The organism is Chelativorans intermedius, from assembly GCF_025398255.1.
Lineage (GTDB): Bacteria > Pseudomonadota > Alphaproteobacteria > Rhizobiales > Rhizobiaceae > Chelativorans > Chelativorans intermedius.
The window spans coordinates 13,789-39,681 of the sequence record NZ_JAODNW010000004.1 but is presented as its reverse complement, the minus strand read 5'-3'; the positions used below and the strand labels follow the sequence as shown (position 1 = coordinate 39,681).

The window sequence follows — 25,893 nt, the reverse complement described above, 5'->3', positions numbered from 1 at the left end:
GCGACGCCAGATGATTCCATCCGGCTGCAAAATGCTTTAGCACGGCGCGCCGGCCTCTGCGGGCGGGGCCTCCGACGGCGGCTGCGCCCGCAGCGCAATGCCGATGAGGGTGACGAACTGGCCGGCGCGCGCTTCGGCGGCGGTGCCGCACACGCCGCGCGACTTCAACCCCTCCAGCACGTCTAACAGCATTTCCGCCAGCGCCTCGGCGGAAAGGCCGTGCCGCGCGAGCCGCACGCCGCGCTGGCGCGCCTCCCTGTCGATGGCCGTGGCGAAGCAGGCCACCATTTCGCGCACCCAGGCCGCCACCACGTCCGAGGCGATGGCGTGGTTGACATCCACCAGCTCCTCGCCATGCGGCGAATCCTCGATCTGCCGGAAGAGCCGGAAAAGCGCCTGGTCGAGCGCCTGCATCAGCCGCGCCTCCAGCGGCCCTTCTCCCTCCAGCACGTCGCAGGCGCTTGCGCGCGCGTGCTCCAGCGTGGCCATGCAGGCGGCGCGGAAGATGTCGGCCTTGTTGCGGAAGAACAGATAGAGCGCCGGACGCGACATCTCCGCCGCCCGCGCGATGTCGTCCATCGTCGTGCGCGAAAAGCCATAGGCCAGGAAGACCGGCATCGCCGCCTCGACGATGCGCGCCCGCCTCGGATCCTCCGCCCGCTCGTTCTTTATCGTTTGCCTGTTGTTCATCACCATCGCTGAATTGGTTGTTGACAAAATAACGGATTTTGTCAATCTGTCCCCGCTCGCGCGCGGCCTGCCCCGGGCAGCGTTTTCGCGCGGCAGTGCACGAGCGGAACCCGCGACCGGAACCATGGTGACAATCCGTTGTCAGGAGTGACGGGGCGTGCCGCTTTTTTGCAATGCACACTCGCAGTAAAGGATTACGCCACTTTTGTGGTGAGATTGAATTGCCCGCGCGCCGCCCCCATATCGGGTCGGATTTTCCGGCAAGGATCCAGAGCACTGGGAATCGCTATGCCCAAGATCAAGTACCACAGAATTGCGGCCATCCTGGTGCTGGTCGCAACCGCTGCCTGGATCGCCACCGGGGAGTTTTCCTCCGTGGGCAGCGCCAGCCAGGAGGCCGAGGCTGCGCGCAAGGCCGAAGCCGAGAAGGCGGCTGAGCGCCCCGCCACGCTCAAGACCGTGCAGGTGGCGCGGCCGCCACGCCTGGAACATGCGCGCACCATCCGCATCTCCGGGCGCACGGAGGCGCACAAGGAGACCGTGCTGGCGGCGCGCGCCACCGGCATTGTCGAGGAGCTGCCCTTCAGCGAGGGCGACCTGGTGGCCGAGGGCGACCTCATCATGCGGCTCGACCCGCAAGGCAAGGATGTGGCGGTGGAGTCGGCCCGCCAGCTGCTGGAACAGCGCGAGGCCGAGGCCGAGGCCGCCGAGCGGCTGGCCGACAGCGGCAACATCGCCCGCCTGCGCCTGCGGGAGGCACGCTCCGCCGTGGCCAGCGCCCGCTCCGCGCTCGAAACGGCGAAGGCCGAGCTCGACCGCATCAGCGTGCGCGCGCCCTTCTCCGGCGTCATCGACGCGGTACACACCGAAAAGGGCACCGCGCTGACGCAGGGCGACAAGGTGGCGACGCTTCTTCAGCTCGATCCCATTCTGGCCGTCGGCGAGGTGAGCGAACGCAACCTCGGCGACATCCGGCGCGACGACGTGGCCGAGGTGCGCCTGGTGACCGGCGCGACGCTGAACGGGCGGATCCGCCATGTCAGCCGCGCCGCCTCGCCCCAGACCCGCACCTACCGCGTGGAGGTGATGATCGAGAATCCCGACCGGCGCATTCCGGCCGGCATGACGGCCGAGATCAACCTGCTGACGCAGAGCGTGGAGACGGTCGCCCTGCCGCGCTCCGTCATCACCCTGAATGCCGAAGGAGAGCTGGGCGTGCGCGCCGTGGACCCCGAGGGCGTCGTGCACTTCTATCCCATCGACATCGTCGACGACACGCCGGGCGCCCTCTATCTGGCGGGCATTCCCGCCGATGCCCGCATCATCGTGGCCGGCCAGGACCTCGTGACCGAGGGCGAGACCGTGAACGCCGTGATGGCCGACGAGGAGACGCTGCGCGACCTTGCCGGCGGCCCGGCCGTTCAGAAGGCGATGCAGCGCTAATCCGCATGGACGGGAACAGCGACCGATGGACATAGTTCGACTTGCCATACGCAACGCGCGGCTCACGCTGTCCATGTTGCTGTTCTTCGTGGTGGCCGGCGCCATCGCCTATATGGACATTCCCAAGGAGGCGGAGCCGGACGTTCCGATCCCCGTCATCTATGTCAGCCTCAGCTATCAGGGCATCTCGCCGGAGGATTCCGAGCGCCTGCTGCTGAGGCCGATCGAGACGGCGCTCAAGGGACTCGAGGGCGTCAAGGAGATGCGCTCGGCGGCCTATGAGGGCGGCGGCTATGTGCTGATCGAGTTCCAGGCGGGCTACGACTTCTCCAACGCCATAGACGACGTGCGCGCCAAGGTTTCCGATGCCGAGCGCGACCTGCCCGAGGGCGCCGACGAGCCGACGGTCAACGAGGTGAACGTCTCGGAGTTTCCGGTGCTGGTCGTCACCCTTTCGGGAGACCTGCCCGAACGGGCGCTGACCACCGCCGCGCGCGAGCTGCGCGACCGCATCGAGGAGATTCCCGGCGTTCTCGAAGGCTCCCTGCAGGGCGCGCGCGAGGAGCTGGTGGAGATCATCATCGACCCGGTCAAGCTGTCCTCCTACGGGCTGCAGCTCGACCAGCTCATCTCCGCCGTCAACGCCTCCAACAGCCTGGTGGCCGCCGGCGCGCTGGAGGGCGGCGAGGGCCGCTATGCGGTCAAGGTGCCGTCGCTCATCGAGGATGTGGAGGACATCGCGAACCTGCCGATCGTGGCCACGCAGGACGCGGTGGTGCGCGCCCGCGACCTGGCGGCCATCCGCTCCACCTTCACCGATGCCGAGACGATCACCCGGCTCGACGGCCGCAAGGCGATCGCCATCGAGGTGAAGAAGCGCGTCGGCGCTAATCTCGTCGAGACGGTCGACGCGGTGAAGGCCGTCTCGCAGGAGTTCGTCGCCACATTGCCCGAGGGCGCGGAGGTCACGTTCAGCCAGGACAAGTCGGTCTTCATCCGCGACATGCTGAGCGACCTGCAGAACCACGTGATGATCGCCGTGATCCTGGTCTTCATCGTCGTTCTCTACATGCTGTCGGGCCGCTCCTCGGTTCTCATCGGGCTGGCCGTGCCGGCCTCCTTCCTGATGGGCATCTTCGCCCTGGCCATCGCCGGCTACACGGTAAACATGGTGGTGCTGTTCAGCCTCATCCTCGCCGTGGGCATGTTGGTGGACGACGCCATCATCGTCACCGAGTTCGCAGAGCGGCGCATGAGCGAGGGCATGCCGCGCGCCCAGGCGTTCGAGCTGGCGGCCAAGCGCATGGCCGGGCCGGTGGCCGCGGCCACCTTCACCCGCATCGCCGCCTTCTCGCCGCTGCTCTTCTGGCCGGGCATCGTCGGCGAGTTCATGAAGTACCTGCCGATCACGCTGATCGTCACGCTGTCGGCCTCGATGCTCTACGCGCTCGTCTTCACGCCGAGCCTGGGCGCCATCTTCGGCAAGGCGCATGTCGAGGAGGAGCCGCAACCCGACGGCTGGTACATCCGCTTCGTGCGGCAGGTGGTGCGCTTTCCCAAGACGGTGCTGGTTCTGACCATCGCGCTGCTGGTCGGCGTGCAGTTCGCCTACACGCGATATGGCGCGGGGGTGGAGTTCTTCCCCGAGGTCGAGCCCGAATACGGCCTGATGTATGTGCATGCGCGCGGCAATCTCTCGCTTGAGGAGATGGACCGCCTCGTGCGCCCCGCCGAGGAGAAGCTGATCGGCTGGCCGGGCATCAAGACCGTCTACACCCGCGTGGGCAAAACGCGCGGCGGCGGCGAAGACATCGACGAGGACGTGATCGGTGTCCTGCAATACGAGTTCATCGACTGGCGGCAGCGCAAGCCGGCAAGCGAGATCCTGGACGACCTGCGCGCCGAAATGGGCGGCATGCCGGGGGTCGAGGTGGAAGTGCGCGTGCCCGATGCCGGCCCGCCCACGGGCCAGCCCATCCAGGTGCAGCTTTCCGCCGTCAATCCGCAGGGGCTGGACGAACAGGCCAGGGCGGTTTCCGAAATGCTGCGGGGGATAGACGGCGTGATCGACATTTCCGACGGCCTGCCGCCGCCGGGCGTCGACTGGGCCATCCGGGTGGACCGCGCCAAGGCCGCGCAATATGGCGTGAGCCCCGTCGCGGTGGGCACGGTGGTGCAGCTCGTGACCAATGGGCTGAAGCTTTCCGAATACCGCCCCGCCGGCGTGGACGATGCGGTGGACATCCGCCTGCGCCTGCCGGAGGACCGGCGCACGCTTTCGACGCTGGACCAGCTTCGCGTGCAGACGGCACAGGGCCCGGTGCCCATCCTCAACTTCGTCACCCGCGAGCCGCAGCGCAGCACCGGCATCCTCAACCGCATCGACGGCCGGCGCACCATCACCGTGACGGCCAACATCGCCAGCGGCTACCAGGAGGCGGCGGTGCAGCAGCAGGTGATCCAGGCGCTGAACGAGATGGACCTTGGCGCCACGCGCTGGAAGCTGGCCGGCTCCAGCGAAGAGAGCGATGCCGCCGCGTCCTTCCTCTCCAAGGCGTTCGGCGCGGCGATCTTCCTCATTTTCGTGGTGCTGCTCGCCCAGTTCAACAAGTTCACCAGCGTCTTCCTGGTGCTGATGACGGTGGTGATGGCCACCATGGGCGTGCTGCTCGGCCTGCTGATCACTGGGCAGGTCTTCGGCATCGTCATGTCGGGCATCGGCGTCATCGCGCTTGCCGGCGTGGTGGTCAACAACAACATCGTGCTGATCGACACCTACGACCGGCTGCGCGAAGAAGGCATGAACAAGTATGACGCCATCATCCAGACCTGCCGCGAGCGCGCCCGCCCGGTGCTGCTGACGGCGATCTCCGCCGTGCTCGGCGTGCTGCCCATCGCCTTCGGTCTCGGGCTGGAGCTTCTGGACCGCGAGGTGACGATCGGCGCGCCCTCCACGCAGTGGTGGATCTCGCTGTCGGGCGCCATCGTCTACGGGCTGAGCTTCGCCACCGTGCTCACGCTCATCGTGACGCCCGCCGCCCTGATGGTCTTCACGCGCGAGCGGCGGCCGGCGGGCGAGAAGCGTGGAAGCCTGCTCGCCCGGCTGGTGCGCCGTGGCGCAGGCCGGCAGGACGAAGAGGACGATGCGCGGGACGCGGCGCAGACGCCTTTCCCGAAAGCCGCGGAATGACGATGTCCGTCAGGTGCCGGCTGCCGGCTGCGAGGCGATCCCGTCGGCCGGGCGCACCAGATGGGCCATCAGGAACACCACGGCCAGAAGCGCCGAAAAGGCGATGAAGATCGGCGCAAAGCCCGTGCGCTCGGCGACGAAGCCGACCAGCGAGGGCGCGGCCAGCAGGCCGGAATAGCCCACCGTGGTGGCCACGCTCATGCCGGCGGCGGAGGAGATGCCCGGCTGGTTGCCCGCCGCGGAGAAGGCGATGGGAACCATGTTGGCGATGCCGAGCCCGGCCAGCGCGAAGGCCAGCGTGGCAAGCAGCGGCGAGGGCGCCATCCCGGCTCCCAGCATTCCGGCGGCCGCAACCGCGCCCGACAGCCGCATGGTGGCCACGGCGCCCAGCCGGTTGCGCACCCTGTCGCCCAGAAAGCGCATCAAGGCCATGGCGCCGGAAAAGGCGGTGAAGGCAAGGCTGGCCTCGGCCAGCCCGGCGCCCATCTCCTGGCGCAGGTAGAGGGCTGCCCAGTCCAGAACCGCGCCCTCCGGCACCATGGAAAACAACGCCACGATGCCGGTGAGATAGACGAGCGGGCTGCGCGGGAATCCGGCAAAGCCGCCGCCGGCCACCGCCGGCTTGCGCTCGACGATCAGCTTCGGCATGGCGGCAAGCACCAGCGCCAGCGCCACCAGCGTGACGGCGCCGGCATGGCCCAGATGCCCCCAGCGCTCGGCCAGAACACCGCCCACGCCCGCGCCGACGAACCCGCCAAGGCTCCAGAAGCCATGCGAGGAAGACATGATCGCCCGCTGCAGCCGCCGCTCCACCACCACGGCGTTGGAGTTCATGGCGACATCCATGGCGCCCAGGAACACGCCGAAGAAGACAAGCGCGGCAATCAGCGTCGGGACGGCCGACGCAGCGGCGACGAGCAGGAGCGCGGCAGCGCAAAGCAGGCCGGAGACGCGCAGAACCGCCCGCGAACCATGACGGCCGATAAGCCAGCCGCACACCGGCATTGACACCACCGCGCCGACGCCGAAGAGAAGGATGAGCAGGCCCAGCACCGTTTCGCTGAACCCGAAGCGCCCGACCAGAAGCGGGATCTGCGGCGCCCAGCTTCCCACCATGAAACCGTTGACGAAGAAGCAGGCCGCGACGGCCCACCGGCCCGCACGCGCAGGATTTTCAGACATGGCGATCCACCGGGGCTGGCACTCGAACGAGCCTAACCTAAATCGATTTAATCGTTTCGGTCCTGTACCAGCTCAGCCATTTTCGAGGACCAGCAGCAGGTCCTTGGCGTCGATCTGGTCGCCCGCCTTGACCAGCACCTCCGCCACCGTGCCGTCGCGCTCGGCATGGATGGCCGTCTCCATCTTCATCGCCTCGATGGACAGGAGCACGTCGCCGGCCTTGACCGGTTGGCCGGCGCTGACGGTAACGGAGGAGACCACGCCGGGCATGGGCGCGCCGATGTGCCCCTCATTGCCGGCCTCCGCCTTGCGCCGCGCGGCCGTACCCGCCGCGCCGTGGCGCCGGTCGGGCACCTTGGCGCGCCGCGGCTGGCCATTCAGCTCGAAGAAGACGGTCACCATGCCCTTGTCGTTGGGCTCGCCCACGGCCAGGCAGCGGATGACGAGGGTCTTGCCGCGCTCGATATCGACGAAGATCTCGTCTCCCTGCTCCATGCCGTAGAAGTAGACCGGCGTCGGCAGCACGCTGACGGGGCCATAGCTCTCCGCGGCGGAAACGAAATCCAGAAAGACCTTGGGATACATGAGCCAGGCGGCGAACTCGAAATCGCTGACCTCGCGGCCGAGCTTCTCCTCCAGCTCCTTGCGGTCGGCGTCGAGATCGGCGGGCTTGAGAAGCGAGCCGGGGCGCACCGTGATCGGCTTCTCGCCCTTCAGCACCTTCTTCTGAAGTGCCGCCGGCCAGCCGCCCGGCGGCTGGCCCAGATCGCCGCGCAGCATGGCCACCACCGAATCGGGGAAGGCGATATCCTTGTCCGGGTTTTCGACATCGGCCACGGTGAGGTCCTGGCTCACCATCATCAGCGCCATGTCGCCCACCACCTTGGAGGATGGCGTGACCTTGACGATGTCGCCGAACATCATGTTCACGTCGTGATAGGCGCGCGCCACCTCGTGCCAGCGCGTCTCCAGCCCCAGAGAACGCGCCTGCTCCTTCAGATTGGTGAACTGCCCGCCCGGCATCTCGTGCAGATACACCTCCGAGGCCGGCCCCTTGAGGTCGCTCTCGAAGGCGGCATACTGGTTGCGCACCGCCTCCCAGTAGAAGGAGATGCGGCGCACCCACTCCGTATCGAGCCCGGTATCGCGCTCGCTGCCTTTCAGCGCCTCGACGATGGAGCCGAGGCAGGGCTGCGAGGTGTTGCCCGACAGCGCGTCCATCGCCGCATCCACCGCGTCCACGCCGCTTTCCACCGCCGCCAGCACCGAGGCCGCCGAGATGCCGGAGGTGTCGTGCGTGTGGAAATGCAGCGGCAGGTCCGTCTCCTCGCGCAGCGCCTTGAAGAGCACGCGCGCCGCCGCCGGCTTCAAAAGCCCCGCCATATCCTTGATGGCGATGATGTGGGCGCCTGCCGCCTCCAGCTCCCTGGCGAGATTGACGTAGTACTTGAGATCGTACTTGGCGCGGTCGGGGTCGAGAATGTCGCCCGTGTAGCAGATGGTGGCCTCGCACAGCTTGCCTTCCTCGCGCACCGTGTCCATGGCCACGCGCATGTTCTCCACCCAGTTGAGGCAGTCGAACACGCGGAACAGGTCGATGCCGCCGCGCGCCGCCTGGCGCACGAAGTACTGCACCACATTGTCCGGGTAGTTGGTGTAGCCGACGCCGTTGGCGCCGCGCAGAAGCATCTGCAAAAGCAGGTTGGGCGCCGCCTCGCGCACGCGCGCCAGCCGCTCCCACGGATCCTCGGTCAGGAAGCGCATGGCCACGTCGAAGGTCGCCCCGCCCCAGCATTCGAGTGACAGCAGGCCGGGCAGCGCCCGCGCATAGACGCCCGCAATGGCCGCGATGTCGAAGGTGCGCATGCGCGTGGCCAGAAGCGACTGGTGGCCGTCGCGCATGGTCGTGTCGGTGACGAGAACGCGCGTCTCGTCGCGCATCCACCTGGCAAAGCCCTCCGGGCCCAGCGCGTCGAGGCGCTGCTTGGTGCCGTCGGGAATCGGCGCGTCGATATAGGGCACGCGCGGCGGCGCCGCGTCCGGGTTCGGGCGCGGGCGATCGCGCGCCTCCGGGTGGCCGTTGACGGTCACGTCCGCCAGGTAGTTGAGCAGCTTGGTCGCCCGGTCGCGGCGCTTGACCTGGGTGAACAGCTCCGGCGTCTCGTCGATGAAGCGCGTCGTATAGGAGGCTTCGCGGAACTGCGGATGGCCGATGATGGCCTCCAGGAAGGTGAGATTGGTGGCCACGCCGCGGATGCGGAACTCGCGCAGCGCCCGGTCCATGCGCTGAATGGCCTCTTCCGCCGTCGGCGCCCAGGCCGTCACCTTTTCCAGAAGCGGGTCGTAGTACCGGGTAATCACCGCACCCGAATAGGCGGTGCCACCGTCCAGCCGAATGCCGAAGCCGGTCGCGCCGCGATAGGCGGTGATGCGGCCATAGTCGGGGATGAAGTTCTGCTCCGGGTCCTCGGTCGTGATGCGGCATTGCAGGGCATGGCCGTTGAGCCTGATGTCGGCCTGCGCGGGCACGCCGGACTCGGGCGTGCCGATCTTCTTGCCTTCCAGGATGCGGATCTGTGCCTTGACGATGTCGATGCCCGTCACCTCCTCGGTGACGGTATGCTCCACCTGGATGCGCGGGTTCACCTCGATGAAATAGAAGGCGCCGGTGTCGGCATCCATGAGAAACTCGACGGTGCCTGCGCCGATATAGTTCGTGGCCTGCGCGATCTTCAGCGCATAGCCGCACAGCTCTGCCCGCTTTTCCGCGTCGAGATAGGGGGCGGGGGCGCGCTCCACGACCTTCTGGTTGCGCCGCTGGATGGAGCAGTCGCGCTCGAACAGGTGCACGGCGTTCTGGCCGTCGCCCAGGATCTGCACCTCCACATGGCGGGCGCGTTCGACCAGCTTTTCCAGATACACCTCGTCCTTGCCGAAGGCCGCCTTGGCCTCGCGCTTGGCTTCGGTTACCTCGCGCTTCAGGTCCTCCGGCCTGCGGATGGCGCGCATGCCGCGCCCGCCGCCGCCCCAGGAAGCCTTGAGCATGAGGGGAAAGCCGATCTCGGCCGCCATCTTCTCCACCGCCGCCAGGTCGTCGGGCAGCGGCTCGGTGGCCGGCACGACGGGCACGCCCGCCTCCACCGCAAGGTTGCGCGCCGCCACCTTGTTGCCCAGCCGGCGCATGGTGTCCGGCTTCGGGCCGATGAAGATGATGCCGTGCTGCGCGCAGGCTTCGGCAAATTCCGGGCTTTCGGACAGCAGGCCATAGCCGGGATGGATGGCATCCGCGCCGGACAGCTTGGCGACGCGGATCACCTCCTCGATCGAGAGATAGCTCTCGATGGGTCCCAGATCGCGCTCCAGATGCGGCCCGCGCCCCACCTGGTAGGACTCGTCTGCCTTGAAGCGGTGCAGCGAGTATTTGTCCTCCTCCGCCCAGATGGCAACCGTCTTGATGCCCAGCTCATTGGCGGCGCGGAAGACGCGGATGGCGATCTCGGAACGGTTGGCAACGAGGAGCTTCTTGATGGGCACTGGCAGACTCCGGGCAAAGAGAATTGTCCGGGGTCCAAGCCCGCTCGACACCCGCAGCGCCACCGGCGGAACGCATGGGCAGCGGCGATGCCTGAACCCCCCGAGAGGGTTTCATAATTAGCGCGCGCGTTGCTGCAGTGCAAACCTTCTTGCGCCAGCGCCGGGGCACCATGCAGAACGGCCCGGCGCGATGCGCCGGGCCGCCAGCAAACGGAACCGGGAAGACGGCCTACTGTTCGAGATAATCGTACTTGCCGTCCCGCCACTCGTAGAAGACGTAGCCCGGCAGGGTGACGTCGCCCTTCTCGTCGAACTCCAGCGAGCCGAGCACGGTGTCGAAGGTGCCGGCGTCCAGCGCCTCGACCACGGCGTCATAGTCGGTGGAGCCGGCCGTGGTGACGGCCTGCGCCCAGGCCTGGACCGCGGCATAGGTGTAGAGGGCATAGCCTTCCGCCGTCTTGCCGGCCGCCTCCAGCGCCTCGACCACCGGCTTGGCGATCTCGTTCTTGCGCGGGTCGGGCGAGAAGGTCATCAGCGTGCCCTCGCCGGCCTCGCCCGTGATCGCCCAGTACTCGTCGGTCACCAGCGCGTCGCCCGAAACCAGCACCGTGTCCATGCCCTGCTCGCGCATCTGGCGCACGATGAGGCCGGCCTCGGTGTGGTAGCCGCCGACATAGAGCACGTCGATGCCTTCCTGCTTCAGCTTGGAGACCAGCGCGGTGTAGTCCTTCTCGCCGGCGGTGTAGGCTTCGTAGAGGGCGGGCGTGCCGCCGGCCGCCTCGTAGGCCGCCTTGGTGGCGTCCGCCAGGCCCTTGCCATAGGCCGTCTTGTCGTGGATGAAGGCGACCTTGGCGTCGGGGAAGTTTTCCATCAGGAACTGGCCGGCCACATCGCCCTGCTGGTCGTCGCGGCCGCAGACGCGGTAGACGCCGGGGCCCGGGCGCTCATCCGTGAAGGCCGGATTGGTGGAGGCCGGCGAGATCTGGATGATGCCTTCCTCGGCATAGACCTGCGAGGCCGGGATTGACGAGCCGGAGCAGAAGTGCCCAGCCACGAAGACCACGCCCTGGCCGGCGAACTGATTCGCCACCGCCACGGCCTGCTTCGGGTCGCAGGCGTCGTCGCCCACTTCCAGCCTCAGCATCTCGCCATTGATGCCGCCGGCCGCGTTGATGTCGGCGACCGCCTGCTCGGCGCCGGCGCGCATCTGCTCGCCGAACGTCGCATACTGCCCGGTCATCGGGCCAGCCGTCGCAATCACGATCTCGGCCCAGGCGGACCCGCTCATCAGGAGGCTGAGGGCTGCGCCAGCCAGTAGTGCCTTTTTCATGACTTCTCCCCTATCAACACCAGAGGTTCCCACGGCTTTCCGGAAATGGTGTCGGCTTTCCGGTTGAGCCAATGCGGGGCCCTGCCCCGCCTAACCGGCATCAAATCCCAGTTTTGGCCGGAAATAAAGACCTGCTGCCGGTTAATCGTTAATCTCCCTGTCCGCGCGCCTTCCAGCCGAGAAGGCCGTTGCGCGCGTAATAGGCGTTGTATTGTGTGGACATCTGCCAGGCGCGCGTGATCCGCTTGCCGAGAAAGGCGATCACCAGGAGCACGGCGAGATCGACCAGATAGTAGTGCAGGCTGAGCAGCGTGCCGTTGAAAAGCGCGAAATGGATGAAGCGCGTGGCCGCCGCCAGAAGCACGATATAGAAGGCAAGCTGCAGGTTGGATTGCCAGGCCCGCGCGATGGCGCGCCCCGTCAGATAGGCCGCGCCGCCGGCCAGGAGGATGGTGACGAAGAGAAACTCCCAGAAGGTGACTTCCCACAGAAGCGCGTTCTGGTTCTCCATCAGTGCCTCCCGCCTTCCAGATAGGCCGCGCGCACGTCCTCGCGGCTCAGAAGCTCCGCGCCCGTGCCACTCATGGTGATCTCGCCATTGACCATCACATAGCCGCGATGCGCGAGCTTGAGCGCGTGGAAGGCATTCTGCTCGACCAGGAACACGGTCAGCCCCTCGTTCTCGTTCAGCTCGCGGATCGTCTCGAAGATCTGCTTGACGATGAGCGGCGCCAGACCGAGCGACGGCTCGTCGAGCAGCAGCAGCTTGGGCCGGCTCATCAGCGCACGCGCGATGGCGAGCATCTGCTGCTCGCCGCCCGAGAGCGTGCCGCCGCGCTGATGCAGCCGCTCCTTGAGCCGCGGGAACAGCTCGAAGACCCGCTTCAGGTCGTCCTCGAAATGTTTCGGATCGACGAGCGCGGCGCCCATCTGCAGGTTTTCCATCACCGTCATGCGCGGGAAGATGCGCCGGCCTTCCGGCGACTGGGCGATGCCCATGCGCATGATCTCGTGGGTCGGCATCTCGGTGATGTCGAGCCCGTCATAGACGATCTGGCCGCTGCGTGCCCGGGGATCGCCGCAGATCGTCATCATCAGCGTCGACTTGCCGGCGCCGTTGGCGCCGATCATGGTGACGATCTCGCCCCGGCGGACCTCCAGATCCACACCTCTGAGCGCGATGATCTTGCCGTAGTAGGTCTCGACACCGCGCACCGAAAGCAGGGTTTCCGCCTGGCCGCTCATGCCTTGCCTCCCTTTCCGGTGCCGGCCTTGCCGGCGGCTGCAGACACGTCTTCCAGCACCTCGGGAATGTCGATCTCCTCCTCTTCCTCGACACCCAGATAGGCGGCGATCACGTTGGGATCGTTGCGCACGGTCTCGGCATCGCCGTCGGAGATCTTCACGCCGTAGTCGAGCACGACGATATGGTCGGAAATCTCCATCACCACGCCCATGTCGTGCTCGATCAGCAGCACCGAGGTGCCGTGCTCGTCGCGGATGAACTTCAGGAGCTCGTTGAGCTCTGCCGATTCGCGCGGATTGAGCCCCGCCGCCGGCTCGTCGAGGCACAGAAGCTGCGGGTCCGTGCACATGGCGCGCGCGATCTCGAGCCGCCGCTGCGCGCCATAGGGCAGGTCGGCGGCCGGATCGTCGGCCCGGTCGATGAGGCGGGTGCGCTCCAGCCAGTAGACGGCCTTTTCGATGGCCGCCTGCTCCGCCTTGCGGTAGCTCGGCAGGCCGAAAATGCCGCCCACGGTGAAGCCGGAGGCGACGACCAGCGGGTTGTGCTGGGCCACCAGAAGGTTCTCCAGCGCCGTCATGCCGCCGAACAGGCGGATGTTCTGGAAGGTGCGCGCCACCTTGGCGCGATGGGCGATCTCGTGATCGGGCATGCGTTCGAGCAGGAAGATGCCCTTGTCGCCCTCCTTCTTCCAGCGCAGCCCGCTGTTGGTGACCTCTTCCACCGTCTCCGCCTGCCGGCCGGGACCGTGGCGCATGACGATGCGCCCCTCCGTCGGCTTGTAGAAGCCGGTCACGCAGTTGAAGACGGTCGTCTTGCCGGCGCCATTGGGGCCGATGAGCGCGGTGATGTCGCCGCGCCCGGCGTTGAAGGACAGGTCGCCCACGGCCACCAGCCCGCCGAAGCGCATGGTCAGGTGCTCCACCGACAGGATGGGATCGCTCTCCCAGCGCGCCGAAGCGCCCCCCGTCGGTGCTTCTTTCCCGGCAGCCGCAACCATCAGTGACCCTCGCCCTGTGCAACCATGTCTGCGCCTATGCGCTTCTTCTCCTTCAGCACCGCGGAAGGCTCGCGTGTCGACACCAGCCCGCGCGGCTTCCACACCATGATGAACACCATCGCCAGGCCGAAGATCAGCATGCGGTACTGCACGGGATCGAAGCCGGGACCGAAGATCTGGGTGAGGAAGCCCAGATTGCGCAGCATCTCGATGCCGCCGATGGTGACGATGGCGGCGATGACGACGCCGATCTGCGAGCCGAGCCCGCCCAGCACCACGATGGCGAGAATGATGGCCGACTCCAGGAAGGTGAAGCTCTCCGGCGAGATGAAGCCCTGCCGCGTGGCGAAGAAGGAGCCGGCAAAACCGCCGAACATGGCGCCGATGGAAAACGCCGTCAGCTTGGTGTTGCGGGTGTTGATGCCCAGCGAGCGGCAGGCGATCTCGTCCTCGCGCAGCGCCTCCCAGGCCCGCCCGATGGGCAGCTTCCTCAGGCGGATCGTCACCACATTGGTGATCAGCGCCAGCGCCAGGATGATGTAGTAGAGATAGACGAAGCGGTGGATCGGCGAATAGTCGAGGCCGAAGAAGGCGGCAAAGCCGTCATCCCCGCGCGAGAACTCCAGCCCGAAGAAGGTGGGCCGGGGAATGCCGGAGATGCCGTCGGGCCCGCCGGTAAACTCGTACCAGTTGAGCAGCACGACACGGATGATCTCGCCGAAGGCGAGCGTGACGATGGCCAGATAGTCGCCGCGCAGGCGCAGCACGGGAAAGCCCAGGATGATACCCCAGAAGGCGGCCAGGATGCCGGCCAGCGGCAGCGCCATCCAGAAACCGAAACCGAAATACTGCGAAAGCAGCGCAAAGGAGTAGGCCCCGACCGCATAGAAGGCGACATAGCCGAGGTCGAGCAGCCCGGCGAGCCCCACCACGATGTTCAGCCCCCATCCGAGCATCACATAGGTAAGGATGAGGATGGCGAGGTCGATGAACTGGCGGTCCTTGCCGGGAAAGGCAGCCATGAAGAAGAAGGGCAGCACCAGCGCAAAGACGAAGAGGCCGCGCATCAGCCACTTTCCAAGGCCGGGCAGCGCCTCGCCCATCCCCGACAGCCCGGCGCCCACGATGCCCGTGGCCGGCCTCTGCGCCCTGAAGACGAACAGGTTGAGCGCCAGCCTGCCGCCGAAGACGATGAGGATCGACACGACCCAGGCGGTCCAGCGCATGGTGATTTCGAGACCGCCGGGCTCGATGTCCGTGCGCAGCCCGATGAAGAAGAAGCCGAGAACGCCGGCCAGGAAGGCGGCCACGGCGGCATCCTTCAGCGATGCCGCAAGCCTGCCCTGGGCAGCCTGCGCGGGCATTTCTGCCGCCGGCTTGCCATCCGATGCCGGCGCGTCCGTTCTGGTGCTCGCCATCACACCTTCTCCACTTCAGGTTTGCCGAGCAGGCCGGAAGGCAGGAAGATCAGCACGATGGCGAGGATGGAGAAAGCCGCCACGTCCTTGTACTCCACCGTGAAATAGCCCGACCAGAACACCTCGATGAGGCCGATGAGCAGCCCGCCCAGCATGGCACCGGGCAGGGAGCCGATGCCCCCGAGAACGGCGGCGGTGAACGCCTTGATGCCGGCCAGGAAGCCGATATAGAAGTCGATCACCCCGTAAAGCAGCAGGAACATCAGCCCCGCCACCGCCGCCAGCGCTGCCCCCATGACGAAGGTGAGCGAGATGGTGCGGTCGACATTGACGCCCAGCAGCGCCGCCATCTTGCGGTCCTGCTCGCAGGCGCGCTGGGCGCGGCCGAGCGGCGTGCGCGCGATGAGCAGCGTGAAGATCGCCATCAGCACCACGGTGGTCAGGATGATGATGATCTGCATGTAGGAAAGCTGCACGACGATGGTCCCGGCCTCGGTGGAGCCCTGCATGAGCGTGATGCCACCCTGGATCTGCGGCGGCAGCGGCTTGACGCGCGCGCCCTGCGTGATCTGCACGAAGTTCTGCAGCACGATGGACATGCCGATGGCGGTGATGAGCGGCGCCAGGCGGAAGGAGCCGCGCAGCGGCCGGTAGGCGATGCGCTCCACCGTCCAGCCCCAGGCGGAGGTGAAGAGCATGGCCACGATGACGACGATCAGCAGAACCACCGGCAGGAAGGCAAAACCCAGAACGGCCGTCAGCACCAGGAACATGGCCAGCGAGACGAAGGCGCCGATCATGAAGATGTCGCCATGGGCGAAGTTGATCATGCCGATGATGCCATAGACCATGGTGTAGCCGATGGCGATGAGGCCGTAGATGGAACCCAGCGTCAGCCCGTTGATAAGCTGCTGGAGGAAATATTCCATGCAGTTCTCCCCGGAATGTCGCCGCGACGGGCGCATCCCTTGTTGTTGTTCCCCTTGACCGTTCGGAGCCGCCGGCGCCGCATCGGCCGGCTCGCCCCCTCGATCTTGTTCTTAGGCTTCCCCGCAGAGCTGCGTGTTGGCGCGGAAGCTAGCATCGGCACTGTGCAATGTCCTTGCCTTGAGTGCCAGTTTTTTCACATTGTTTCGAAGAATTTTTCCCCGATTTCTGCATATGAGCCAGATTGTTGCGTCTCCCACCTCCCACTGACAACAGGCTAGCGCACGGTGAAGCCCCGCGCAAAGGGGTCGCGCTCGTCGATGAAGATGGTGTTGAGCCCGGTCACGCGCGCCCAGCCGGCGATGGAGGGCACGATGGCCGGCCGGCCTGCCACCTCCGTCTCCTTCTCGATACGCCCCTTGAAGAGCGATCCGATGATGGATTCGTGGACGAAGGGCTCCCCCGCCTTCAGCCGCCCCCTGGCATGAAGCTGCGCCATGCGCGCCGAGGTGCCGGTGCCGCAGGGCGAGCGGTCGATGGCCTTCTCGCCGTAGAAGACGGCGTTGCGGGCGTGTGCGGCCTCGCTGGTGGGCCGTCCCGTCCACAGAATGTGGCTGACACCGCGAATCGACGGCTCCTCGGGATGCACGAAGTCATGCATCGCGTTGAGCCGCTCGCGCAGCACCGGGCTCCAGCGCACGAGGTCGCTCGCCCCGTGATCGGCGATGTCGCGGAAGTTCTCCTGCGCGTCGATGATGGCGTAGAAATTTCCGCCATAGGCGACATCGACGCGCAAGGGCCCGAGATCCGGGCATTCCACCACCAGATCCGTGGCAAGCAGGAAGGCCGGCACGTTGGTGATGCGCACCTCTTCCACATACGCGCCCTCCTGCCGGTAATCGGCCACCACCAGCCCGGCCGGCGTGTCGAGGCGCAGCACGCCCGGCGTCTTCGGCTTAACCAGCCCATGCTCGATGGCGAAGGTGACGGTGCCGATGGTGCCGTGGCCGCACATGGGCAGGCAGCCCGACGTCTCGATGTAGAGAACGCCGATGTCGCAATCCTCGCGCGTCGGCGGATAGAGGATCGAGCCGGACATCATGTCGTGGCCGCGCGGCTCGAACATCAGCCCGGTGCGGATCCAGTCATGGTCGGCCATGAAATGGGCGCGCCGCTCGATCATGCTGGCGCCGCGGAGCTGCGGTCCGCCGCCCGCCACCAGGCGCACGGGGTTGCCGCAGGTATGCCCGTCTATGCAGAAGAAAGTGTGTCTCGCCATCACAGCCCATGGCTCCTGAAGCGGCGCGCCCGGAAGGGGCGCAGGTCGATCGGTGGAGATTGCTCCAGCACCAGGTCGCGAATCAAGCGCCCGGTCGCCGCCGCCTGGGTGAGCCCCAGATGGCCGTGCCCGAAGGCATAGAGCACGCGCGGCGCGCGCCAGGCGCGGTCGATCACCGGCAGCGAGTCGGGCAGGGACGGGCGATAGCCCATCCACTGCCGTCCGCCCTGCGTCCTGAGTCCGGGCAGAAAGCGGGCGGCCTTTTCCAGCATGGCACGCGAGCGCGCATAGTTGGGCGGACGCTTCAGCCCGCCGAACTCCACCGCCCCGCCGATGCGCAGGCCGCCCTCGAGCGGCGTGACGACAAAGCCGTGGCGGGCGAAGATGAGCTGCCTCTTCACCTCGAAGGCGTCGGGCGGCAGGGTGGTGTTGTAGCCGCGCTCGGTTTCCAGCGGCACCCGGTCGCCGAAGGCGGCGGCGAAGGGCCGCGACCAGGCGCCGGCGGCCACCACCAGCCTGTCGCAGAGAAGCCTGCGCCCGCCGGAGAGCTGAACGGCCACGCCCTCCCCTTCCGCCCTGGCCGCGGCGACGGTGGCCGGCATGAAGCGGGCGCCGTTGCGCTCCGCATAGGCCCAGACCGCCTGGCCCAGGCGCTGCGGATCGGCCACCGTCTTCCAGCCCGGCATGAAGGTGGCCCGCACGAAGCACTCCGAAAGACCCGGCTGATAGGCGGCGATCTCCTCCCGCTCCAGATGCCGGAAGGGGATGTGCAGGCGCCTGCGCGCCGCCCATCCCTCCTCGGCAGCGCGAAACTCCTCCTCGCTCTCATAGAGCTCCAGCGCCCCGTCCTCGCGCAGCATGTCGGCCGTGCCGGATCGGATCATCAGGCCGGACCACTCCCGCTCCGCAAGGCGCATCATCGACGCCTGCGCGGCCATCGCCGCGGCAAAGTTGGACGACCTTCCGGCGCGCAGGAACCGCCACAGCCACGGCAGAAGCCGCGGCATGTAGGCGGGCGGAATGGACAGCGGACCCAGCGGATCGGCCAGCCAGCGCGGCACCTGGGAGAGCATGTCCTTGTGCACCAGCGGCAGGATGTCGGGAAAGGCCAGCGCGCCGGCATTGCCGGAGCTCGTCTCCTCGCAGATGCCCGAGCGGTCGAGCACCAGCACGTCGCGCCCCGCCTCGGCCAGATAGGCAGCCACGGCGATGCCGACGATGCCGCCGCCGATGACGATGATCTGCGCGTCCCGCGCCGTCTTTCCCCCCACCGCACGCTCCTCTCAGGTCGCCGGCAGTTCGGGCCGGCTGGCGATTGCCGCACGCACGATCTTCTCCACCTGCGCCCGCCTCTCCCCCTGGAGGGGCTGGCGCGGCATGCGCACGCGCTCGTTGGAGCCGATCTCGATTGCCTCGGCCAGCTTGATGTTTTGCACCAGATAGGTGGAAACGTCGAGATCGAGCAGCGGCCGGAACCACCGATAGATGGCACGCGCCTCCTCAAGCCGCCCGGCCTTAACCAGCCGGAGGATGGCCACCGTCTCGCGCGGGAAGGCCGTCACGAGGCCGGCCACCCAGCCGACCGCACCGGCAACGAGCGCCTCGAAGGCCAGATTGTCGACGCCCGTCAACACCGCGAAGCGATCGCCGAAGGCATTGATGATCTCGGTGGTCCTGCGAATGTCGTCGCTCGATTCCTTGATGGCGACGAACAGCTCGTCGCCGGCCAGCGCCTCCATCACCGGCACCGTCACATCCACGCGGTAGGCGACGCGGTTGGAATAGATCATCACCGGCAGCCCGCCGGCCGCCGCCACCGCCTTGAGCGTGTCCACGGTCTCGCGCTCGTCGGTGTGGTAGATGGGGCTCGGCACGACCATCAGCCCGTCGGCGCCGGCCGCCGCCGCGCGCCGGGCAAGGGCCGCGCCATCGCGGGTGGCCGCCTCGTTTACGGTCAGCAGCACGGGCTTGCCGCCGGCCACGGCGCGCGCCGTCTTCAACACCTCGAGCTTCTCCTCATGGGTGAGCATCGGCCCCTCGCCGAGCGATCCGGCAACGATGAGCCCGTCGCAGCCCGCATCCATGAGAAGCCCGAAGCAGCGCTCCATTTCCCGATGGTCGAGCGCATCGTCGGGCGTGAACTTGGTGGTGACGGCAGGAAGGATTCCACTCCACATCGGCAATGCGTCTCCATCTGATATATCAGTAATATATTACATGTGCACAGGCCCTGTCAATGGCGGGATCGAGTTGATATATGGACGAAATATCAAGGCAGTTGGATGGCGGGCGATTTGAAAGAGCAGCCGAACGAACGCGTTGCCGGGAAAGCCTATCGTGCGTTGGAGCGCATGGTGGTCACGCTGGAGCTTGCACCCGGTTCCGTGACAACGGAGGGCGCACTGATCGCCCGGCTGGGGCTCGGCCGCACGCCCGTGCGCGAGGCGATCCAGCGGCTTGCCTGGGAGGGGCTGATGGAGGTGCGCCCGCGCGCCGGCCTGGCCATCGCGCCCCTGGCCGCCGGCGACTGGCTGAAGGTGATCGACGCGCGCCGCGGCGTCGAGGCGACCCTGGCGCGCGCTGCGGCACGCTTTGGCACCGCCGAGACGGCGGCCCGCTTCCGCGCCGCCGCGCTGGCCATGGAGAAGGCGGTGGTGAGCGGCAGCGCGCTGGCCTTTCTGGAGGCCGACAAGGAGCTGGATGAGGCCGTGGCGGCGGCGGCCGACAATCCGTTTGCCGCCCGCGTCGCCGCTCCGTTGCAGACGCACAGCCGCCGCTTCTGGTTTCGCTATCAGGCCGATTGCGGCCTCGCCCGCGCCGCCGAGCAGCATGTGCGCATCATCTCCGCCATTCTCGACGGCGATGCCGAAAGGGCTGGCCGCGAGGCGGAGGCGCTGATGGGGCTGTTGCGCGAACACGCGGAGGCCGCAGTGCGCCCTTGACGCGGCCGCGGCAGGCCCGCTCAATTCCTCCGCCAGCCGACATCATGACCGGGCGGAACGGGAATCTCCTCCCACTCCGTGCCGGCCGCAACGATGCACGTGCGCCGGTCGGGGCCTGTCAGAAGGATGGTCCACGTGCCGGCGGGCGACAGGAAGAGCTCGACGATGGCCCGGTTGCCCACCAGGCCATAGCCACGCTGGCGCTCCTCGAAGCGTTCGCTCAGCACCTTCACCATCTCGCCGCGCGCCCCGCAGTGGATGGGCTGGGCGACGGCGGCCGCGGCGGCGGCGGTGGCAAGCAGCGCCGCCAGGGCAAGTTTCACGAAATTGCGTGCCATGGGCACCTCCCTTGCCGTCGTCGCCGGCAAACGGAGGTGCGGTCGGGCGCCTCAGCTTGCCGGAACGGACGACGGGCTCGACGGATTGTCGATCACCGTTTCGCTCCTTTGCGTTTCAGCGTTCCGGCATCAGGGACTGCATGTCCCTGTTGCAGACATGGCGCCGACGGCCCGCCCCGGCAAGGGGCAGGCCGTCAATTTCGCGCGAGCGGCATGTGTCCCGCGCAGGTCGGCCGGGGCGCGGCCTATCGCATGGTGGGGATGACGAATTCCGCCCCCTCCTTCACCCCGCTCGGCCAGCGCGAGGTGACGGTCTTCGTCTTGGTATAGAAGCGGAAGGCATCCGGGCCATGCTGGTTCAGGTCGCCGAAGGCGGAGGCCTTCCACCCGCCGAAGGTGTAGTAGGCGATGGGCACCGGGATCGGCACGTTGACGCCCACCATGCCGACATCCACGCGCGCCGCGAAATCGCGCGCCGCATCGCCGTCACGCGTGAAGATGGCCACGCCGTTGCCGTATTCGTGCTCCGTGGGCAGCCTGAGCGCCTCCTCGTAGTTCTCCGCGCGCACGATGGACAGGACGGGACCGAAGATCTCCTCCTTGTAGATGCGCATTTCGGGCGTCACCTCGTCGAACAGGCAGCCGCCCATATAGTAGCCGTTCTCATAGCCCTGCATCCTGAAGTTCCGGCCGTCGACCAGCAGCTTGGCGCCTTCCTTCACGCCGAGATCGACATAGCCCTTCACGCGCTCCAGCGCCTCCCTGGTGACCAGGGGCCCGAAATCGGCCGAAGCGTCCGTGGAGGGGCCGACCTTGAGGCTCTCCACCCGCGGCACCAGCTTCTCCACCAGCCGTTCCGCCGTCTCCCTGCCCACCGGCACGGCAACCGAGACGGCCATGCAGCGCTCGCCCGCCGAGCCGTAGCCCGCGCCGATGAGCGCGTCCACCGTCTGGTCCATGTCGGCGTCGGGCATGATGATGAGGTGATTCTTGGCACCGCCGAAGCATTGCGCCCGCTTGCCGTTGGCCGCCGCCCGGCCGTAGATGTACTTGGCGATCGGCGTCGAGCCGACGAAACCCACCGCCTTGATGTCCGGGTCGTCGAGGATGGCGTCCACGGCCTCCTTGTCGCCGTTGACGACGTTGAGGATGCCGGCAGGCAGGCCCGCCTCGACGAACAGTTCGGCAAGCCGCATGGGCACGCCGGGGTCGCGCTCCGACGGCTTCAGGATGAAGGCGTTGCCGCAGGCGATGGCCGGCGCGATCTTCCAGAGCGGTATCATCGCCGGAAAGTTGAAGGGCGTGATGCCGGCCACCACGCCGAGCGGCTGGCGCATCGAATAGGTATCGATGCCCCGGCCCGCGCTTTCGGTATATTCGCCCTTCATCAGGTGCGGTGCGCCGATGCAGAACTCCACGACCTCCAGACCGCGCTGAATGTCGCCCTTCGCGTCGGCGATGGTCTTGCCGTGCTCGCGCGCCAGAAGTTCGGCAAGCGCGTCATATTCCTTGTGCACGAGCTCCAGGAACTTCATGAGCACGCGCGCGCGGCGCTGCGGGTTGGTGGCCCCCCATTCGGGCTGTGCCGCCTTGGCGTTCTCCACCGCCTGGCGCACCTCCGCGGCCGAGGCAAGCGCCACATGCGCGCGCACCGACCCGTCCATGGGCTGCATGACGTCCTGCGTCCGCCCGCTCTGGCCTGCGACACGCTTGCCGCCGATGAAATGACCGATCTCCTCCATGAGAGTCTCTCCCTGCATTTGGTGATGGTGGATTGTCCCGCGTCCCCGCGCCGAATGCAACGCGAGGAAAATCGCATCCGTTGTGCAGATTTTATAGTATTGATAAAAAGGCCGTGCGGAAAATCGTGTATGAGGCGGCGGTGAACTGGGACGACGTGCGCATCTTCCTGGCGGTGGCCCGCGCCGGCCAGATTCTGGGCGCCGCAAGGCGGCTGGGCCTCAACCACGCGACGGTGTCGCGCCGCATCGCGGCGCTGGAGCGGGCCCTCAGCGCCAGGCTGTTCCACCGGCTGACCACCGGCAGCGAGCTGACGCCGGCGGGCGAGCGCCTGCTCCTCGTGGCCGAACGCATGGAGGCGGACATGATCTCCGCCCGCGCTGCGATCGCCGGCGAGGGTGAGGCGGTGTCGGGCACGGTGCGCATCGGGGCGCCTGACGGGTTCGGCACCGTCTTCCTGGCCCCGCGGCTTGGCCGCCTCGTCGAGCGCCATCCGGGCCTTGCCATCCAGCTCGTCCCGGTGCCGCGCTCCTTCTCGCTGTCGCGGCGCGAGGCCGACATCGCCATCACCGTCGACCGGCCGACGGAGGGCCGGCTGGTGGCCGGCAAGCTGGTGGACTACACCCTGGGCCTATACGCCTCGCGCGCTTATGCGCGCGCCCATGGCCTGCCCGAGGACGCACAGGCGCTTGCCCGCCACCGCCTGGTGGGCTATGTGCCCGACCTCGTCATCAGCCCGACGCTCGACTACGCCACGGAGATCTCGGAAAGCTGGGATGCCGCCTTCGCCGTCTCCTCTGCCATGGGCCAGGTGGAGGCGGTGCGCGCCGGCGCCGGCATCGGCATCCTGCACACCTTCATCGCCCGCGCCCACGAGGACCTGGTGCCGGTGCCCTTCGCAAGGCCCATCCGCCGCAGCTATTGGCTGGTCTATCACGAGTCCATGCGCCCCACCCGGCGCATCCAGGCGGTCGCCGCCTTCATCGGCGAAATCGTGGAGGCTGAACGGGCGCTGTTCGTGTGAGGCGCGGCGCAAGGCCGATGGGGCAAGGCGCTCACACGAAGGGCACCGCCGGTGCATGCCTGCGCGGCAGCAGGCGGGCCAGATAGGCGCGGCAGGCATCCGAGATGCGGTTTTCCTCCGGGTGCAGGAAGTCGGCCGGCATGTGGCGCGTCCTGCCGGCCACCGCGTCAAGCGGCACCAGCCGGCACACGGTGCCCGAGCCGTCGAACTGCAACGCCACCGAACCGCCGCCCCTTTCCGCCGCCTCCACGGCGAAGGCGCCGGCCTCGCGGGCCTCGCGTGCGTCGGTCTCGTCGATCGTGGCGATGTTGCCGCGCGGCAGATAGCCGAAGGTGTCGACGCGTGCGCGCGTGCCGGCCAGGTCCTCGGCCAGGATGCGCTCGATCGCCTGGCCCAGATCGCTGCCGGAAAGGCGCAGATTGCCGTGCGGGTCGCGCTCCTGCAGCTCCCGCGGCACCAGGGTTTCCACCAACGAGCGCCCTTCCGCGTCGGCCACGCCCTCGGACATGGCGACGATGCAGCGCCCATGACGACCCAGCACCGCGCGCACATCCTCCGCGAAGCGCGCCCGCTCGAACGGCCGCTCCGGCACATAGACGAGATGCGGCGCGCCCGCCGCGTCCAGCGGCCACGCCGCGGCGGCGGCGGTGAGGAAGCCGGCATGGCGGCCCATGACGATTCCCACATAGACGCCCGGCAGCGCCCTGAAATCGAGATCGACGCTCAGGAACGCGCCGGCCACGAAGGCTCCGGCCGAGATGAAACCGGGCGTATGGTCGTTCTCGACCAGGTCGTTGTCGATGGTTTTTGGCGCGTGCACGCAGGCGATGCGCCCGCCCGCGGCATCGGCGAGAATGCCCTGCGTGCCCGCCGTATCGTTGCCCCCGATATAGATGAAGGCATCGGCGCCGGCCTGCTTGAGCCCCTTGAGAATGGCGTCGCAATAGGCCGCATCGGGCTTGTCGCGCGTCGAGCCGAGGGCGGCGCCGGGCGTTGCCGCCATGGCGCGCAGCGCCTCCTCCGGAAGGTCCGACAGGACGACAAAGCGGCCGTCGCGCACGCCGCGCACGCCATGCAGGGCACCCAGAACCCTGCAGCCGGGAAAGCGCCGGCGGGCCTCAAGCGTCGCACCCGCCACCGTCTGGTTGATGACGGCGGTGGGCCCGCCACCCTGTGCAATGACGAATGTCTCGGCCATGGCGCCTCGCTCCTCTCGCCGCCCGCCCGCACGATAAGCCAGGCCGGGGCAGCGAAACAAGATGCCGGCCCGGGCTTGCGCGGCGAAAGGAAAAGGAATAAATTCCTCTCTATGCGCCCTCGACCGACCACCCGTCTGTTGTTCTGCGCCCTCCTCGTCGCGCCGTGCTGTCGGCCGGCCCCTGCCGGCGAGCTGTTTGCGGGGCCGGTGGAGGCGCGGGTGGTGCGGGTGATCGACGGCGACACATTCGATGCGCAGGCGCACATCTGGCCGGGCCAGACGCTGCGTGTCCGCGTGCGCCTGCGCGGCATCGACGCGCCGGAGATTCGCAGCCGCTGCGCGGCGGAGAAGGCGGCGGGAGAGCGGGCGCGGGCTGCCCTCGAAGGCATGATCGGCGGCGCCACCGTGCGCATGCGCAACATCGCCGGCGGCAAATATTACGGCCGCGTGCTGGCCGATGTGACGACCGAGACGGGAGAGGCCGTGGCCGAACGCCTGCTCGCGGATGCGCTTGCGCGTCCCTATCGCGGCGGACGGCGCGAAAGCGCCTGCCGTTAGCGCCTGTCGTCGTCTTCCTCGTCCTCGTCGCGCGAGGACTTGAGGGAGGAGAGCTTGGCGAACACCGCGTCGGCGTCGAGCTCCTTCTCCTCCTCTTCCTCAGGCACCCTGGACGCGCCCTCCTCGACGGGCATGTTCTCCGTCTCCGAGGCCGGCAGCAGCGTGTCGCCGGCCGGCGCCTGCGGCGGCGCGTAGCGCGCGGCGCGGCTGACCTCCATGTCGAGTTCGATCTGCGAGCACAGGCCGAGGGTCACCGGGTCCATCGGCACCAGATTGGCCGAGTTCCAGTGGGTGCGGTTGCGGATCTGCTCGATGGTCGACTTGGTGGTGCCGACGAGACGCGAGATCTGCGCATCCTTCAGCTCGGGGTGGTTGCGCACCAGCCACAAAATGGCGTTGGGCCGGTCCTGCCGCTTGGAAAGCGGGGTGTAGCGCGGCCCCTTGCGCTTCGTCTCCGGCACCCGCACCTTCGGCTCGGACAGCTTCAGCTTGTGGTTCGGATCGGCCTCGCCGCGGGCGATCTCCTCGCGGGTGAGCTGCCCGGTCATCACCGGGTCCATGCCCTTGATGCCCTGCGCGGCCTCGCCATCGGCGATGGCGCTCACCTCCAGCGGGTGGAGATTGCAGAACTCGGCGATCTGATCGAAGGTCAGCGCCGTGTTGTCCACCAGCCAGACGGCAGTCGCCTTGGGCATGAGAAGCGTGTTGGCCATTGCAAAACATCCTGTCCTCGCCCGCGTCCCTGGCGCGGGCGGTGGTCCTTACCACCGTTTTGGGAATTGCCCGGCTATATAGTGGCAAACGCCAGGCGAGGCAAGGCGCCTGTCGGACAGGCAATGCACGCGCCGTCACCGAAA

21 protein-coding genes are annotated in these 25,893 nt (G+C 67.6%); 5 read left to right on the top strand and 16 right to left on the bottom strand.

Annotated elements, in window-relative coordinates; all coding sequences use genetic code 11:
• Positions 1 to 36: 36 nt before the first annotated feature.
• Positions 37 to 690 carry a TetR/AcrR family transcriptional regulator gene (locus NYR58_RS05505; protein ID WP_261519482.1) on the bottom strand — a complete coding sequence of 218 codons (654 nt, stop codon included), beginning with the start codon at positions 688 to 690 and terminating at the stop codon, positions 37 to 39.
• Between the two features lie 288 nt (positions 691 to 978).
• Between NYR58_RS05505 and NYR58_RS05500 the strand changes: the two genes are divergently transcribed.
• Together NYR58_RS05500 and NYR58_RS05495 are read left to right on the top strand one after the other, a co-directional pair.
• The gene (locus NYR58_RS05500; protein WP_261519481.1) at positions 979 to 2,133 is read left to right on the top strand and encodes an efflux RND transporter periplasmic adaptor subunit; all 1,155 of its coding nucleotides are present in this window, start codon (positions 979 to 981) and stop codon (positions 2,131 to 2,133) included.
• Between the two features lie 25 nt (positions 2,134 to 2,158).
• On the top strand, positions 2,159 to 5,323 hold the full coding sequence (locus tag NYR58_RS05495) for an efflux RND transporter permease subunit (protein WP_261519480.1): 3,165 nt from the start codon (positions 2,159 to 2,161) through the stop codon (positions 5,321 to 5,323).
• Between the two features lie 9 nt (positions 5,324 to 5,332).
• Here NYR58_RS05495 and NYR58_RS05490 read toward each other — a convergent pair whose 3' ends face one another.
• The 11 genes from NYR58_RS05490 to NYR58_RS05440 all read right to left on the bottom strand — a co-directional run bounded on the left by NYR58_RS05490 (position 5,333) and on the right by NYR58_RS05440 (position 19,413).
• Positions 5,333 to 6,505, bottom strand: coding sequence for an MFS transporter (locus tag NYR58_RS05490; protein ID WP_261519479.1), 1,173 nt, complete (start codon positions 6,503 to 6,505; stop codon positions 5,333 to 5,335).
• Positions 6,506 to 6,577: 72 nt separating this feature from the next.
• The gene (gene pyc, locus NYR58_RS05485) at positions 6,578 to 10,039 is read right to left on the bottom strand and encodes a pyruvate carboxylase (protein WP_261519478.1); all 3,462 of its coding nucleotides are present in this window, start codon (positions 10,037 to 10,039) and stop codon (positions 6,578 to 6,580) included.
• A 229-nt stretch (positions 10,040 to 10,268) separates the two neighbouring features.
• Positions 10,269 to 11,369, bottom strand: coding sequence for a branched-chain amino acid ABC transporter substrate-binding protein (locus tag NYR58_RS05480; protein ID WP_261519477.1), 1,101 nt, complete (start codon positions 11,367 to 11,369; stop codon positions 10,269 to 10,271).
• A 148-nt stretch (positions 11,370 to 11,517) separates the two neighbouring features.
• Positions 11,518 to 11,880, bottom strand: a complete 363-nt coding sequence (locus NYR58_RS05475) for a DUF6867 family protein (RefSeq protein ID WP_261519476.1) — start codon at positions 11,878 to 11,880, stop codon at positions 11,518 to 11,520.
• Entirely contained in the window at positions 11,880 to 12,614 is a 735-nt protein-coding gene (locus tag NYR58_RS05470) for an ABC transporter ATP-binding protein (protein ID WP_261519475.1), read from the bottom strand. Before NYR58_RS05470 ends, NYR58_RS05475 begins: the two co-directional genes overlap by 1 nt.
• Entirely contained in the window at positions 12,611 to 13,612 is a 1,002-nt protein-coding gene (locus tag NYR58_RS05465) for an ABC transporter ATP-binding protein (RefSeq protein ID WP_261519474.1), read from the bottom strand. Before NYR58_RS05465 ends, NYR58_RS05470 begins: the two co-directional genes overlap by 4 nt.
• Positions 13,612 to 15,030, bottom strand: coding sequence for a high-affinity branched-chain amino acid ABC transporter permease LivM (gene livM, locus NYR58_RS05460; RefSeq protein WP_378074684.1), 1,419 nt, complete (start codon positions 15,028 to 15,030; stop codon positions 13,612 to 13,614). The genes NYR58_RS05465 and livM overlap by 1 nt, the downstream gene beginning before the upstream one ends.
• A complete protein-coding gene (locus NYR58_RS05455) occupies positions 15,030 to 15,959 on the bottom strand; it encodes an ABC transporter permease subunit (protein WP_261519473.1) in 930 nt (309 codons plus the stop codon). The genes livM and NYR58_RS05455 overlap by 1 nt, the downstream gene beginning before the upstream one ends.
• 275 nt (positions 15,960 to 16,234) lie before the next feature.
• A complete protein-coding gene (locus tag NYR58_RS05450) occupies positions 16,235 to 17,236 on the bottom strand; it encodes a 4-hydroxyproline epimerase (RefSeq protein ID WP_261519472.1) in 1,002 nt (333 codons plus the stop codon).
• Complete coding sequence (locus NYR58_RS05445; RefSeq protein WP_261519471.1) at positions 17,236 to 18,507, bottom strand: NAD(P)/FAD-dependent oxidoreductase; 1,272 nt, start codon at positions 18,505 to 18,507, stop codon at positions 17,236 to 17,238. Before NYR58_RS05445 ends, NYR58_RS05450 begins: the two co-directional genes overlap by 1 nt.
• Before the next feature lie 12 nt (positions 18,508 to 18,519).
• Positions 18,520 to 19,413, bottom strand: coding sequence for a dihydrodipicolinate synthase family protein (locus NYR58_RS05440; RefSeq protein WP_261519470.1), 894 nt, complete (start codon positions 19,411 to 19,413; stop codon positions 18,520 to 18,522).
• 105 nt (positions 19,414 to 19,518) lie between these two features.
• On the opposite strand from NYR58_RS05440, the gene NYR58_RS05435 reads away from it, so the two are divergent.
• The gene (locus NYR58_RS05435) at positions 19,519 to 20,178 is read left to right on the top strand and encodes a GntR family transcriptional regulator (protein WP_378074683.1); all 660 of its coding nucleotides are present in this window, start codon (positions 19,519 to 19,521) and stop codon (positions 20,176 to 20,178) included.
• 20 nt (positions 20,179 to 20,198) lie between these two features.
• On the opposite strand, the gene NYR58_RS05430 is transcribed toward NYR58_RS05435, so the two are convergent.
• A complete protein-coding gene (locus NYR58_RS05430; RefSeq protein WP_261519468.1) occupies positions 20,199 to 20,516 on the bottom strand; it encodes a hypothetical protein in 318 nt (105 codons plus the stop codon).
• A gap of 245 nt (positions 20,517 to 20,761) precedes the next feature.
• On the bottom strand, positions 20,762 to 22,258 hold the full coding sequence (locus NYR58_RS05425; protein WP_261519467.1) for a CoA-acylating methylmalonate-semialdehyde dehydrogenase: 1,497 nt from the start codon (positions 22,256 to 22,258) through the stop codon (positions 20,762 to 20,764).
• A 140-nt stretch (positions 22,259 to 22,398) separates the two neighbouring features.
• Here NYR58_RS05425 and NYR58_RS05420 point away from each other — a divergent pair, with 140 nt between their 5' ends.
• The gene (locus NYR58_RS05420) at positions 22,399 to 23,280 is read left to right on the top strand and encodes a LysR family transcriptional regulator (protein WP_261519527.1); all 882 of its coding nucleotides are present in this window, start codon (positions 22,399 to 22,401) and stop codon (positions 23,278 to 23,280) included.
• A gap of 31 nt (positions 23,281 to 23,311) precedes the next feature.
• Here NYR58_RS05420 and NYR58_RS05415 read toward each other — a convergent pair whose 3' ends face one another.
• Positions 23,312 to 24,478 carry a diphosphate--fructose-6-phosphate 1-phosphotransferase gene (locus NYR58_RS05415; protein WP_261519466.1) on the bottom strand — a complete coding sequence of 389 codons (1,167 nt, stop codon included), beginning with the start codon at positions 24,476 to 24,478 and terminating at the stop codon, positions 23,312 to 23,314.
• A gap of 111 nt (positions 24,479 to 24,589) precedes the next feature.
• Here NYR58_RS05415 and NYR58_RS05410 point away from each other — a divergent pair, with 111 nt between their 5' ends.
• Positions 24,590 to 25,036 carry a thermonuclease family protein gene (locus tag NYR58_RS05410; protein ID WP_261519465.1) on the top strand — a complete coding sequence of 149 codons (447 nt, stop codon included), beginning with the start codon at positions 24,590 to 24,592 and terminating at the stop codon, positions 25,034 to 25,036.
• Here the strand turns inward: NYR58_RS05410 and NYR58_RS05405 are convergent.
• A complete protein-coding gene (locus NYR58_RS05405; RefSeq protein ID WP_261519464.1) occupies positions 25,033 to 25,749 on the bottom strand; it encodes a DUF1013 domain-containing protein in 717 nt (238 codons plus the stop codon). The genes NYR58_RS05410 and NYR58_RS05405 overlap by 4 nt on opposite strands.
• Between the last annotated feature and the right edge of the window lie 144 nt (positions 25,750 to 25,893).

Bases quoted from the DNA above. Each gene is read 5' to 3' on its own strand.
- NYR58_RS05505 (WP_261519482.1), bottom strand. From the start codon at position 690: ATGAACAACAGGCAAACGATAAAGAACGAGCGGGCGGAGGATCCGAGG.
- NYR58_RS05500 (WP_261519481.1), top strand. From the start codon at position 979: ATGCCCAAGATCAAGTACCACAGAATTGCGGCCATCCTGGTGCTGGTC.
- NYR58_RS05495 (WP_261519480.1), top strand. From the start codon at position 2,159: ATGGACATAGTTCGACTTGCCATACGCAACGCGCGGCTCACGCTGTCC.
- NYR58_RS05490 (WP_261519479.1), bottom strand. From the start codon at position 6,505: ATGTCTGAAAATCCTGCGCGTGCGGGCCGGTGGGCCGTCGCGGCCTGC.
- NYR58_RS05480 (WP_261519477.1), bottom strand. From the start codon at position 11,369: ATGAAAAAGGCACTACTGGCTGGCGCAGCCCTCAGCCTCCTGATGAGC.
- NYR58_RS05475 (WP_261519476.1), bottom strand. From the start codon at position 11,880: ATGGAGAACCAGAACGCGCTTCTGTGGGAAGTCACCTTCTGGGAGTTT.
- NYR58_RS05470 (WP_261519475.1), bottom strand. From the start codon at position 12,614: ATGAGCGGCCAGGCGGAAACCCTGCTTTCGGTGCGCGGTGTCGAGACC.
- NYR58_RS05465 (WP_261519474.1), bottom strand. From the start codon at position 13,612: ATGGTTGCGGCTGCCGGGAAAGAAGCACCGACGGGGGGCGCTTCGGCG.
- livM (WP_378074684.1), bottom strand. From the start codon at position 15,030: ATGGCGAGCACCAGAACGGACGCGCCGGCATCGGATGGCAAGCCGGCG.
- NYR58_RS05455 (WP_261519473.1), bottom strand. From the start codon at position 15,959: ATGGAATATTTCCTCCAGCAGCTTATCAACGGGCTGACGCTGGGTTCC.
- NYR58_RS05450 (WP_261519472.1), bottom strand. From the start codon at position 17,236: ATGGCGAGACACACTTTCTTCTGCATAGACGGGCATACCTGCGGCAAC.
- NYR58_RS05440 (WP_261519470.1), bottom strand. From the start codon at position 19,413: ATGTGGAGTGGAATCCTTCCTGCCGTCACCACCAAGTTCACGCCCGAC.
- NYR58_RS05435 (WP_378074683.1), top strand. From the start codon at position 19,519: ATGGCGGGCGATTTGAAAGAGCAGCCGAACGAACGCGTTGCCGGGAAA.
- NYR58_RS05430 (WP_261519468.1), bottom strand. From the start codon at position 20,516: ATGGCACGCAATTTCGTGAAACTTGCCCTGGCGGCGCTGCTTGCCACC.
- NYR58_RS05425 (WP_261519467.1), bottom strand. From the start codon at position 22,258: ATGGAGGAGATCGGTCATTTCATCGGCGGCAAGCGTGTCGCAGGCCAG.
- NYR58_RS05415 (WP_261519466.1), bottom strand. From the start codon at position 24,478: ATGGCCGAGACATTCGTCATTGCACAGGGTGGCGGGCCCACCGCCGTC.
- NYR58_RS05410 (WP_261519465.1), top strand. From the start codon at position 24,590: ATGCGCCCTCGACCGACCACCCGTCTGTTGTTCTGCGCCCTCCTCGTC.
- NYR58_RS05405 (WP_261519464.1), bottom strand. From the start codon at position 25,749: ATGGCCAACACGCTTCTCATGCCCAAGGCGACTGCCGTCTGGCTGGTG.